Raw genomic sequence first — 12,327 nt, forward strand, 5'->3', positions numbered from 1 at the left:
TCAAACCATGTCAGCTTCAATAAATAATAGTTATTTTGAAGAAATCTCTTTTGTTGCCTAGACTTAACAAACACGATACATAAGTAACATTGGTGGAATATGACAAAGCAGACTGAGATGAATTCTATAGCAATATTCAGTGCTGAATACGCAGAATCTGGCTACCTAAAATGTACATACCCGAGTCATATATCCGATACCTATGATCATTTAATACCTTCTATTATTGATATTAATGTTCTAAATAAACGCTTTGATAAGTATGGTACTCCGTTTCAATTAAAAGAGTATCACTTACCTGACCATCTCGCTTTTATAACCCATACCACCAATCCTAAATCCCCAATATTGATTATATGGATCCCAAAAAATGTAGTTGAGAAGCACAATGAATTACCCGTTGGTATGCTTCAGTTAGATTCGTTTGGTAATGCTCTAGTTGCTAATGAATGTATATGTGAAATGTTCAATGAAACCGAGCAAGAGTTCCTAGGTCGCAATTGGTGTCGTTTTTTTGATTCGGAAACGATTAAACAACTCGCTGAGCTTGCTAATGGTAAATCGGCTGAAAGAAAATTTAGCTTAGACCTAGATGTTGTCACAGAGCTCGGCAAACCACTTAGCTTAAAGTTAGACGCTTCTACAATTGGTCTCAGTTTTAGCCCTGATGGTGTGCTTTTATTGTTTAGTGACCTAACCGCTGAAAGACGCCACTCTCAACTGATTGAAAGTTTAGCGACTCATGATCAATTGACACAACTGCTAAATAGACGGGCTTTTTTAAATAAGATCGAGCAAATGGATAAAATCTCTTTTTGCCGTTCTTTAATGATCTTTATTGATGTTGATAAATTCAAGCTAATCAATGATAGGCATGGACATGAGGTTGGCGATCAAGTTCTCAAGATTATCTCTAAGCGCTTAGATGAATCAAAACGATTTACTGATGTGCTAGGAAGGATGGGAGGTGATGAATTTGCTTTATGTTTACCACTGGTCTCTGATCTTAATCATGTTGAGAATATAGCTAAAAAGTTTGCCCGCTCCGTCAATGGTCCTGCGGTCATTAATGGGATTCGGATAGAAATTAGCATTAGCCTTGGTCTTGCATGGGCACCTCGATCATTAGTTGGTGACGGCATATCAAGAAGCGATGCAATATCCTTAATGCTCGATCAAGCAGATAAAGCCATGTACTTTGCAAAGAATCATAGACCTAATGATGACTTTGTTATTTTTGATCATAAACTTAACGACAAAATACAAAAAGTAAATAACTGTATTGATGAGTTACGTTTCGTCGTTGAAAACGATCTATTAACCTGCCATTTTCAAGCAATATGCGATACTCAATCAAAAATAGTGGCTGTGGAAGCACTGGGGCGATTTCTCAAACCTTTGAAGTATCATGCTTCAATTCAAGACTTGATCGAAACGAGTCTAGAGTCTCAATATGGTAAGCAACTACTAGATCAATTAACCAGTCAAGCCTTAGAGCACTTTGTATTACTCCATAATAAAGATCCTGATTTACAGCTCAACATTAATATTGATGTACTCCAACTCCAGCATGAAAGTTTCTCTTCAGATTTTAAAAATCTTTGTCTTCTTCACAGTTTACCCCTTTCAATCATGACCATAGAAATCACAGAAGTCTGTCTTGAGAAAGTACCAAAGAATGTTAAAAAGAATTTAAATCGGCTTATCGAAGCAGGTTGTAAAATATCAATGGATGATTTTGGTATAGGCTATAGCAATTTACAGCGGTTGCTGAGCTATAATTTTCACCAGTTAAAGATTGACCACTACTTTATTAAAAATGCAACGTCTTCATCCCGTCACTATGCGGCGCTAAAAGCCATGGTTGCTATTGGCCGCTCTTTAAATCAAGTTGTTCTTGCCGAAGGGATAGAAACGAAGGAACAGCGTTATATTTGTCAAGAGGTTGGTATCGACCTACTGCAAGGTTTTTTACTGTCCATCCCCTGCCGAGCACAAGAAATGATTAAAAAGTTGTAAGCTTATTTTAATTGAATAGGAGTAATTTTTAATATCATGATCCGTTGCCTCGTAAGATGTGATTAGTTGAGTTACTATTAACAATCATAAGAAATATCAATGCACTGCTAAAAGTGTACTCTGACACTAGGAATGGCTAATGAAGAAGAGAACAAAAGAAGACCTACCAAGTCATATTGTTGGGATTGGGGCATCAGCTGGAGGATTAGAAGCTCTACAAACCCTATTTGAATATATGCCAAATGATCTTGGGGTAGCTTACGTTGTTGTTCAACACTTATCGCCAGATTTTAAGAGCATGATGGGCGAACTGCTCAGTAAAGTCACTTCAATGCCAGCAACACAAGCACAGGAAGGGGAAGAGCTCAAAGCTAACCGTGTATACCTTATTCCAGCAGGTAAACTAATGCGCGTTGCTGAGGGTAAATTTTACCTGTCAGAGTTACCGCCAGATAATCGAATCAATTTACCGATTAATGAATTTTTCAGAACCTTAGCCGATGATGCGCAAAATAGAGCAGTTGGTATTGTACTATCAGGCACAGGCTCTGATGGAAGTCGCGGAATTCAGTCTCTTAAAGAGATGGGTGGATTAGTTATTGCACAAGATCCCGACGAAGCTAAGTTTGATGGCATGCCAACCAGTGCAATTAATACACGTTCGGTTGATTTTACGTTAAAGATGGAAGATATTCCTAAACGTATTCAACAATTTATATCTCACCCTCTTACTCAAAAAAATCGCACTGATTTCCGTGAACATTTGACAGAAAACATCGACATTATCGATAGAATTCTTAACCTGATTCAATCAAAAACTGAACTTGATTTTAAGGCATATAAAGAATCAACGGTATCACGCCGTATCGGTCACAGAATGAGTATCAATAGCTTACATAACTTGGGTGAGTATTGGGAATTTCTCATCAAAAATCCAGAAGAAGTCGAGCAAGTTAAACAAGATTTACTGATTGGCGTGACTCAATTTTGCCGAGACCCACATGTTTGGGAGCGTGCCTATGATGATGTCATCAAACCATTACTTGTAGATTCATCACCGCTCGACCCTATTCGCATCTGGGTTGCAGGTTGTTCTACTGGAGAAGAAGCCTACACAATTGGTATGCTGTTTTCAGAAGCACTACTTGAACTGGAAATAACAAGAAATATTACCATTTTTGCCAGTGATATTGACCAATCAGCAATCAATGTTGGTGCAACGGGTATTTACCCACCAAGTATCTCTTCAGAAGTACCGACAACTCTACTGCACCGCTACTTTAATGTGCTGCAAGATGGCAGTTTCCAAGTCGTCAAAGAGTTGCGTGCAATGGTGGTCTTTGCCGCTCACAACTTAATCCAAGATCCTCCTTTCTCTAATATGGATCTAGTGAGTTGCCGTAATACTCTTATCTATTTACAAAATCCTGCACAGCATAAAGTGTTAGCATTTTTCCACTTTGCCGTGAAGCTTGGTGGATGCCTTGTACTAGGTACGGCTGAATCACCAGGTTCATTTAGTAATCATTTTGATACCATTGATAGCAAAGCCAAAATTTATCGAAAAAGTAGAGATAGCAAAATATCGCCATCCCCTATTTCCCCGACACCAAGAATGCCGACTCGACACTATCACCCGCGCACTCTGCCTCAATTTATTTCGATGGCCAATGATCGCATTAACAAAACAAAAAAAACAACAGCAATAGGTCGTGATGTATTAGTTGATCACTATGTGCCACCCACTTTAATTGTGAATAGCAAACTTCAAGTGGTTTTCTCATATGGTGATACGTCTGCCTTTACTGCTAAAATAAAGCCGGGCCATATCTCAAATGACTTAGCGGATATCTTACAAACTCGCTTTTCAGGTCAAGCATTAAGTGCTGCTCATCAGGTACTCAGAGAACGTCAATCAGTTCTAATGAAAGGCATAACGGATGAATCTGGCAAGGCATGGTCACTAAAGTGCTTTGACTTTATGGATGGTAATGAGTTAGAACCTTTTGTCGTACTGAGCTTTGTTCCGAATGTAGAATCGGGGCAAATCTTAGCGGATGTTGAATACGATATTGATGAGCAGACTCAAAAACGTATTGAAGAACTCGACCATGCGCTGATTGACTGTCAAAAACTCTATAGAGAGTCTTTAGAAGAACTTGATACGACCAGAGAAGAACTGCAATCAAGCAATGAAGAGTTAATGGCGGCGAATGAAGAGCTTCAGTCAACTAACGAAGAGCTTCAATCTGTCAACGAAGAACTCTATACCGTCAACAGTGAGCATCAACAGAAAATATTTGAGCTTACAGAGATTAATAACGATCTAGAAAACTTGATGATTGCGACTAACTTAGCAGTCTTGTTCCTAGATAATGAATTGCGCATTAGACGTTTCACCGATGCACTGAAGAATTTTGTTAATATCATTGAGTTTGATTTGAATCGAGATTTCCGTGATTTATCGTTTAAAGAGCCACTTCAGCATCTTGATAAAATGGTTTTAGCGGTTAATAGCGGTAGTGAAAGTCAAATTATTAAGATATTTAAAAGTGATAAGCAGTCCGTTGAAGTGAATGTTTTACCTTATAAAATTGGTGATAGTCAGCGTGGTGTAATTATCTCAATGCATGAGATAAACACTAAGCTAAGCTAAGCTTAGTAAATTTAAGCTGACAATGACAAAGCCTCATTATCTTATACTCTTTCAACAAAGAAGAGAAAGTAATGGGGCTTTCGTTTATCTACTTATCGATGCCACCAGCATCATCAACTATTAATAAATATCACTGCATAACAATAACGATGATCCATTAATCAAATACGAATAACGAAGGTGTACTATGTCAGTCTCAACGCAAGTCATTCACGAACAAGTTAAACAGTGGCTCGATGATGTGGTGATCGGTCTCAACCTTTGCCCTTTCGCTGCGAAACCACAGCGCAATAAGCAGATCAAAATCTTTGTCAGTCAAGCTACGCAAGAAGAAGCTTTATTAGAGGATATACTTCATCATTTTCTAGAGCTAGATACCACTACGCCCTCTGAGTTAGAAACTACGCTCATCGTTGTTCCTAATATGCTCAGTGACTTTTTCGATTACAATATGTTCATCGACTGGGTTGAGGCATTAATTAAACAGCAGGATTGGGAAGGGATTTATCAGGTCGCGACATTTCATCCAGATTATTGTTTTGGTGGTGCTCTACCAGAGGACGATGAAAACCTTACCAACCGCTCTCCATACCCAATATTTCACCTTATACGTGAAGAAAGTATGGCGAAAGTATTAAAACACTACCCTAACCCTGAAGCGATTCCTGATACCAATATTGCCCGAGTCGAAAGTTTAACGCCGGAACAACGTCGCCAGCTGTTTCCATACTTGTTCAGTTAATCTTCAAACGGTTTGTATACCAACTGCATCACTCTTTTAAATCACCCAACACATAGCGTGGCGAAAAGGGTTTTGCTAGAATCTCGCTTATTTTATTTACTAGGACAGTCCCATGCATCTATCTTTACTTACTCAAGATCTTTTCGATCACCTTTACCGCGACATTGAAGAGTTTCGTAGCACATTTGATCTACCCGTTGCTGATGTTGCTAGCCTAGACAGTAAAGCAGATACGCTACACACCTCTTTAGCTATTGAAGAACTCACCGAGTTAGCGGAAGCAGATAGCAAGATGGAGCAAGCGGACGCCATCATCGACAGCGTATACGTTTTAATGGGCCGTCTCGTCCACTTGGGTGACAACAAAGTCGACAGTAATCTCACGATTAGCTACCTTATCGACTTGCTACTTAATGTTGCTGAAAATCGTCAAATCAACTTTCTACCATGTTGGGATGAAGTACACTCAAGCAACATGAGTAAAGTGTGTCGTAATGAAGCCGAGTACCAAGAAACAGAAGCGCATTATGCACAACAAGGTATCGTCCTAATGCCCGTTGTAAAAGGTCCGTTTATCATTGCAAAATGTGCGGAAGATTTTGTTGCTGAAGGGAAAACGATTCGTCAGGGGAAAGTATTAAAATCGGTTTATTACCGCCCTGCTGATTTAGTTGAATTGACTAAGTAAATCAACTCGACCTGATTAACGATTTAAAGAAATGCCAGAGTATTCACTAGAAAGAGAATACGATCTGGCATTTATTTTAAGAAACTAGCGGGCTAGCTAGTATGAATAGCGCTTAAACGTGAGTATCATCTAATAGTAATTTAACGCCTAAAAAGACCAAAACACTGCCTGTAACACCTTCCATCCAACGCATTGCTGATGAATTACTAAGTAACTGTTTGGCTGAATTAATGGCCCCAGCTAATCCACATTGCCACACCATCGCAATAACAAAATGAATCGCAGCCATAAACATAGATTGCGCTAATGCTGAACCTTCAGGGTTAATAAACTGTGGTAAAAATGCTAAGTAAAAGATAGCTGTTTTAGGGTTTAACACATTAGACAGAAAACCCTCTCGCAACGAACGGTAAACATTCACCGTTGAACCTTCCATACCTGAGGCTTTAATATCTAACTCTCCTTGTCCTTTCAAAGTCGCACGTAAAGAACTCAAACCAAGCCAGATCAAGTAACCAGCCCCTATCATTTTCATGGCATAAAAAAGCTCTGCCGATTGCAATAAAATCGCAGAAATACCAATAGCAGAAAACGTGGCATGAACAAATAAACCCGTACAAATCCCTAAACTCGTTACGCAACCATCCACAGCCCCAGATCGCGTTGTATTACGAATCACAAGCGCAGTATCTAAACCCGGAGTTAGAGTTAAGATAGTAATCGCGATTAAGAAAGCTTCAATATTTAAAATAGACATGGATTCATCCAAAAATTGGCAGACAAAAGAGAGCTAACCCTACCACCGTTAATAATGTTGTCCAAACAAAACTCTATCCTCAAAAAAGATTCATCGCATATCACATTCTTTGCTCAGACTAAAACCTCAGTATGTTGATGGATCGTAAGTAAATTTACGTAAATGATAACGGTTATCATTGTTTGTTTTCCCTACTGGCATATACTAGTAAGTAAGGAAATTAAAAAAGAAGAATATTCATGAAAAGACCAACCCCTATTTCTCTAACAGTCCGTTCCTCGGATCTTCTGACACCTAATATGCAACGCCTGACATTACAGGGTGACGGATTACAAAAGTATCCTGATGAATGTCGTGGTGGCTATGTTAAGTTACTCTTTAATGCTAATGGCAGTACAGATTTAGCAGCAATACCTGAAGGCGAACGCCCAGTCATGCGTACTTATACGATTCGTGATTTTGACCGTCTTACGAATCTTATTACGATTGATTTTGTACGCCATGAAGTCAAAGATTGCAGTTGTGGTTTTGCGTCGCGATGGGCAATGAATAGCCAAATTGGTGATAGCATCAAGATCTCAGGACCTGGTCTTAGTAAAAATATCAATCAGCAAGTCGACTGGTTATTCTTCGTGGCTGATATGACTGCGCTACCCGCACTCTCAGTACAACTAGAGCAATTGGATGCGGATGCTAAAGGCTACGCTGTTATTGAAGTCGCTTCTCAAGATGACATTCAGACACTTAAAATGCCTGAAGGAATTCAATGCATCTGGGTCGATAAATCATCAACGAGCCTATCTTTATCGGACAGCGTCAAATCATTAGTGTGGCATGAAGGGACAGCAGCGGTTTGGTGTGCATGTGAATTCGACTCTATGCGCGCACTGAGAACTTATTTCCACCACGATAAAGACGTTGAACGCGATAACTTATACATCAGCAGCTACTGGAAAGAAGGCGTCACTGAAGAAGGTCATAAGGTGATTAAGCGCGCAGCTGCCAAGCAAGATGAAGAAAGTGAAGCCTAATAGGCAATAAATATAATTCTTTTATAACAGGACGTTAATTTAAACAATGTTTATACTTGTGATGTAAAGCAACGCTAAGTATAAACATTGAATAGCACAGGATAGGCAATGAATAATTATTACAATAAACTTAAAGACCATTATCTAAAAATTGACCACTTTCGTCATCTATCAGCAATCACTGGCTGGGATCAAGCGGCGATGATGCCATCTGGTGGTAATCAAGCTCGATCTGCAGCAATGGCTGAACTCTCGACTCATATCCACCAGCTATCAACATTACCAGCTATTGATGAATGGCTTGATAAAGCAGTCGATGAACCACTATCCGTTGAAGAGCAAGCATCGGTTAGGGAGATGGCGCGCGTTTATAAACTTTCTACTGTCTTACCTGAAGAACTTGTCAAAGCGAAATCATTAGCTGGTTCTCAGTGTGAACATGCCTGGCGTGGTCAACGTCCAGATAATGATTGGCAAGGTTTTAGTAAGAACTTTCAGTCTGTTGTCGCACTCACCCAAGAAGAAGCACAAATTCGCTCTGAATCTCTTGGGGTAAGTCCTTACGATGCTATGCTGGATATTTATGAGCCTGGCACAACCACAGAACAACTTAACCATATTTTTTCTGATGTAAAATCTTGGCTACCGTCATTAATCCAAGATGTACAAGAAAAGCAAAAATCTGATCAATACATATCACCTAGCGAAAACTACTCTGTCCAAGCTCAAAATGCGCTAGGGCAAGAGATGATGAATATATTAGGCTTTGATTTCAACCACGGTCGACTGGATATCAGTTCTCACCCATTCTGTGGTGGCGTACCGTCCGATGTGCGTATTACGACTCGTTATGACGAAAAAGATTTTGTTCAATCTCTAATGGGCATTGTCCATGAAACAGGTCACGCGCGTTATGAGCAAGGTTTACCAAAGCATTTAGCTGGCCTTCCTGCTGGTGAAGCACGATCGATGGGCATTCATGAATCTCAATCTCTTTTCTTTGAAATGCAAGTCGGTCGTAGTGATGCCTTTATTCAAAAGCTTTCACCCTTAGCGACCAAACACTTCAGCCAAAATGATCCAGCTGTTTTTGCTGTCGACAATTTACAAAAAATCTACACCCGTGTTGAGCCTGGCTACATTCGTGTCGATGCTGATGAAGTGACCTACCCTGCGCATGTGATTTTACGTTATGAAATTGAACGCGATCTCGTCAATGGTAAGATTTCATACCTAGATATTCCTGAGCTATGGGATAGCAAAATGAAAGAGTATTTGCATCTTGATACTAAGGGTAACTATACCAATGGCTGTATGCAAGACATTCACTGGACAGATGGAAGTATGGGCTATTTCCCAAGCTACACCTTAGGCGCGATGTACGCTGCTCAATTTATGACAGCGATGAAACAGACTGTGGATGTTGAAGCCGCTGTACAAGGTGGTGATCTCTCGCCTATTTTTACTTGGTTAGCCGATAATATCTGGACGAAAGGCAGCTTATTAACCACTGATGAATTAGTAAAACAGGCAACAGGTGAGGTTCTAAATCCTCACCACTTTAAGCAACATTTAACCAATCGTTACCTGTAAGTAGAGTCAGGCTGTCATAGACTTTTCAACTATGAGGACTATGACAGCCTTTAAATTTTACAAAGCTAGAAACGACGACCAAGAGCGAAAAACAGAGTCTCGCGTGAACCAAAGCCCGCTTCAAAAAGTACGTCCCAGTCACGATTGAAGGCATATTGGAAGCCAGCAGTACCATTCCATTAAGAAATATTTAACTACCAACCAATAGACCTGAGCTATCGACCAATGACCTTTTTGTATGATTTTGAAACTCAGGTAGGAAATTTAGCTCTAGATGTTAGCTATTGGCAAAAATCAGTAACGTAAGAATGAGGTTATGTATGAGGTGATAAGAAATTAGCACAACTTTAGGAGTTACTTGATTAGTATCATTTATCAGAGACTAAACTAGCCTCTGATATTAGATGATCACTTCATCAATCGAATATATTGCGGATTTGATACTTGTATTTGTAGTTTATTTTTATACTCTGTTATTTTCCCTCGAACACAAACTCTTCGACCCTCTAAATTTTTTATATTACCAAATCTTTTTTCTACTCCTTGAAGTTTATTTTCCCATATTAAGGCCATGAGAACTTGATTTGGATATTTTTTATCAAAGTTAAGATAATTTGCTTTATTATTTTTTGAAACTTGAGCAACTTGACCACAAGCCATTACTGTTTTTCCAACATAAAATGGCGCTTTACTCGCTTCAATTTTTTCTTCACTAGATTGAACATTAAACGACAACATAACAGCGCTTAATATAATCAACACTATCCTTAACATTACTTCCCCCTTAAAATACTTTAAATTGAGTAGGATCATTTAATATAACTTGAGCACGACCATTATAAATAGTTACATCCCCAGATACACAAACTGGCTTATTTTCATATGTAATATAGTCTGAACTTCCATTCATCACATAATCTAAGTCGGAATCCCAAATGATAGAGTTAAATGTAGAATCAGGATAAGGTTTATCGAAATTAAGATAAACTCCTTTTGAAAAAGGGCTAACTTGTGAAATCAATCCACAAATAATTTGTGATGTACCGACATACTGTAATGCATCTTTTGATGAAATTGTATTTTCAGGTGGCCATACATCTTGCAATAGAGTTAACTTCACTTCATCTTCTGGAACTTCCTCCCAAGCTTGAATATTACTAGTCGAGTTTGCATTATATGGTTCAGTATGAGTTATCTCTAAAGTTTGTTCGTTACTATTTAAAGCAATGACACCAAAAGTTAAAATAAATAATAATGATATAGTTAATCCCAGAACATTCTTGTTACTCGTAAAAAATCCAGACGCAACTGGTACTTCTGTAACATCTGATGTTTGTGAAGTACTACGAATCTCATTAATTAAGACCCTAAGTTCACCTATTTGGTTTGATATATCATTAACATTACTATTTTTTTCTTCTAACTCACGTAGTTGTTTGTTATACCAAGTGACTAAGTTATCTCTCTCTTTCTGCTTAGATGATTCCGTTATTTTATTCTTAGATTGCGTATCTAAAGTCTGTCTTATTTTGTTAATAACATTACTTGATTCCCACAACATTTGTTTATTGCTAAATCGTAAAACAATACCAAATCTAGTAATCAATGAATTTTGACGAACTAAAAAATCCTTCCACCGTTGATGATCTGTATCTTTATAAAAACAAATGAGTCAATAGTATTGCATGATTACTATATACAATCATGTCAACAGACACCTTTTGCTCTATATATTCTTTATAATGAATACTCAATATATAAAATGCTCTATTAGCATGATATTCTTTTATTTGATAATCTGATAAATAAACTATACTAACCAAATCAACTTTAACACTTTAAGCATCAGGAAAAATTGATATGCAAAAGATCGACAATTTCCAAATATACCAAGAGGTTATGGAAATATTACCGACACCCGTTTTAATCAAAGATAGCGGTCTTCGGTACGTCTTTATAAACAAAGCGTTTGAAGAATTATTTCAAGTTGATAGAAAGAACATCATCGGCGAACTAGACTGCAACGTTTTCAAAAAAAGGCAGGTAGCGCAGTGTAATGGTGGCGATCTACGAGTATTAGCAACAGGTGAAGTAGATGAGGCGTATGAGTCTGTATTTAATCAAGATTCTGAGCAGAGAGAAGTCATCACGCGAAAAAATCGACTCGAATCAGAAAGTGGGGAGATATACCTTGTCGGTCTTATTTACGATATTACTGACGTCACTGTAATGAATCAGCAATTGCTGGCTAATCAAACCAAGTTAACATATCAATCTAAGCAACTGGAGATAATGGTCAGTACCGATCCTCTAACGGGCTGTCACAATCGACGCAGTTTTGACACCCTACTGCCTAGCTTGTTCGAGAGTACTGATTATTATGGTGGTGTATTAGCTATAGATATAGATCACTTCAAGCACGTCAATGATAAACATGGTCATCAGGTTGGCGATCTTGTTTTGAAAAATATTGTCTCGGTTATTTCTAGCATCATTTCAAGTGACCAAGAATTAATACGCATGGGAGGTGAAGAGTTTCTCATCACTTTGGCAGGAGCAAAACCTGACGAATTAACAAGGTTGGCCGAAAGATTACGTTTAGCTGTTGAGGTATCAAGCATTTCACTTCCGGAAGATACCCTTTCCACAACGATTAGTATTGGTGTCTCCCATACGCAAACCATGAAAGAGTGGAACCTTGACCAACTCATCAATACTGCGGATAAAGCACTATACCAAGCAAAAGAGTCCGGCCGAAACTGCATTGTATCTCTATGTGATTAATTCGAACTGGGTTTATGTGAACGCCCTCTATACTCTATTAAGCTTGCGTTTAACTAG

General features: G+C 38.5%; 10 protein-coding genes. 7 read left to right on the forward strand and 3 right to left on the reverse strand.

Annotation, left to right across the window (positions count from 1 at the left end; all coding sequences use genetic code 11):
• Nucleotides 1–99 precede the first annotated feature (99 nt).
• From BCU68_RS02870 to BCU68_RS02885, 4 genes are all read left to right on the forward strand, one after another.
• Nucleotides 100–2,019, forward strand: a complete 1,920-nt coding sequence (locus BCU68_RS02870) for a GGDEF domain-containing protein (protein WP_102563301.1) — start codon at nt 100–102, stop codon at nt 2,017–2,019.
• A gap of 139 nt (nt 2,020–2,158) precedes the next feature.
• The gene (locus BCU68_RS02875; RefSeq protein ID WP_102563302.1) at nt 2,159–4,675 is read left to right on the forward strand and encodes a chemotaxis protein CheB; all 2,517 of its coding nucleotides are present in this window, start codon (nt 2,159–2,161) and stop codon (nt 4,673–4,675) included.
• Between the two features lie 187 nt (nt 4,676–4,862).
• The gene (locus BCU68_RS02880) at nt 4,863–5,417 is read left to right on the forward strand and encodes a DUF1415 domain-containing protein (protein WP_102563303.1); all 555 of its coding nucleotides are present in this window, start codon (nt 4,863–4,865) and stop codon (nt 5,415–5,417) included.
• 112 nt (nt 5,418–5,529) lie between these two features.
• Nucleotides 5,530–6,105 carry a nucleoside triphosphate pyrophosphohydrolase family protein gene (locus tag BCU68_RS02885; protein ID WP_102563304.1) on the forward strand — a complete coding sequence of 192 codons (576 nt, stop codon included), beginning with the start codon at nt 5,530–5,532 and terminating at the stop codon, nt 6,103–6,105.
• 112 nt (nt 6,106–6,217) lie between these two features.
• Here BCU68_RS02885 and BCU68_RS02890 read toward each other — a convergent pair whose 3' ends face one another.
• Nucleotides 6,218–6,862, reverse strand: a complete 645-nt coding sequence (locus BCU68_RS02890; RefSeq protein WP_102563305.1) for a LysE family translocator — start codon at nt 6,860–6,862, stop codon at nt 6,218–6,220.
• A gap of 239 nt (nt 6,863–7,101) precedes the next feature.
• Between BCU68_RS02890 and BCU68_RS02895 the strand changes: the two genes are divergently transcribed.
• Together BCU68_RS02895 and BCU68_RS02900 are read left to right on the forward strand one after the other, a co-directional pair.
• Complete coding sequence (locus tag BCU68_RS02895; RefSeq protein WP_102563306.1) at nt 7,102–7,893, forward strand: siderophore-interacting protein; 792 nt, start codon at nt 7,102–7,104, stop codon at nt 7,891–7,893.
• A gap of 108 nt (nt 7,894–8,001) precedes the next feature.
• Nucleotides 8,002–9,486, forward strand: a complete 1,485-nt coding sequence (locus tag BCU68_RS02900) for a carboxypeptidase M32 (protein WP_102563307.1) — start codon at nt 8,002–8,004, stop codon at nt 9,484–9,486.
• A 408-nt stretch (nt 9,487–9,894) separates the two neighbouring features.
• Here the strand turns inward: BCU68_RS02900 and BCU68_RS02905 are convergent, their stop codons facing one another.
• On the reverse strand, nt 9,895–10,260 hold the full coding sequence (locus tag BCU68_RS02905) for a hypothetical protein (RefSeq protein ID WP_241901255.1): 366 nt from the start codon (nt 10,258–10,260) through the stop codon (nt 9,895–9,897).
• 10 nt (nt 10,261–10,270) lie between these two features.
• On the reverse strand, nt 10,271–11,047 hold the full coding sequence (locus tag BCU68_RS02910) for a hypothetical protein (RefSeq protein WP_102563308.1): 777 nt from the start codon (nt 11,045–11,047) through the stop codon (nt 10,271–10,273).
• Between the two features lie 299 nt (nt 11,048–11,346).
• Here BCU68_RS02910 and BCU68_RS02915 point away from each other — a divergent pair, with 299 nt between their 5' ends.
• Nucleotides 11,347–12,270 carry a GGDEF domain-containing protein gene (locus tag BCU68_RS02915; RefSeq protein ID WP_102563309.1) on the forward strand — a complete coding sequence of 308 codons (924 nt, stop codon included), beginning with the start codon at nt 11,347–11,349 and terminating at the stop codon, nt 12,268–12,270.
• The last annotated feature ends 57 nt before the right edge of the window (nt 12,271–12,327 follow it).

This window comes from Vibrio sp. 10N.286.49.B3, from assembly GCF_002873395.1.
In the GTDB taxonomy this organism is placed as follows: Bacteria; Pseudomonadota; Gammaproteobacteria; order Enterobacterales; family Vibrionaceae; genus Vibrio.

Coding starts and splice junctions, on each gene's coding strand:
- BCU68_RS02870 (WP_102563301.1), top strand. CDS start 100: ATGACAAAGCAGACTGAGATGAATTCTATAGCAATATTCAGTGCTGAA.
- BCU68_RS02890 (WP_102563305.1), bottom strand. CDS start 6,862: ATGTCTATTTTAAATATTGAAGCTTTCTTAATCGCGATTACTATCTTA.
- BCU68_RS02915 (WP_102563309.1), top strand. CDS start 11,347: ATGCAAAAGATCGACAATTTCCAAATATACCAAGAGGTTATGGAAATA.
- BCU68_RS02885 (WP_102563304.1), top strand. CDS start 5,530: ATGCATCTATCTTTACTTACTCAAGATCTTTTCGATCACCTTTACCGC.
- BCU68_RS02910 (WP_102563308.1), bottom strand. CDS start 11,047: ATGTTGTGGGAATCAAGTAATGTTATTAACAAAATAAGACAGACTTTA.
- BCU68_RS02905 (WP_241901255.1), bottom strand. CDS start 10,260: ATGTTAAGGATAGTGTTGATTATATTAAGCGCTGTTATGTTGTCGTTT.
- BCU68_RS02900 (WP_102563307.1), top strand. CDS start 8,002: ATGAATAATTATTACAATAAACTTAAAGACCATTATCTAAAAATTGAC.
- BCU68_RS02880 (WP_102563303.1), top strand. CDS start 4,863: ATGTCAGTCTCAACGCAAGTCATTCACGAACAAGTTAAACAGTGGCTC.
- BCU68_RS02895 (WP_102563306.1), top strand. CDS start 7,102: ATGAAAAGACCAACCCCTATTTCTCTAACAGTCCGTTCCTCGGATCTT.
- BCU68_RS02875 (WP_102563302.1), top strand. CDS start 2,159: ATGAAGAAGAGAACAAAAGAAGACCTACCAAGTCATATTGTTGGGATT.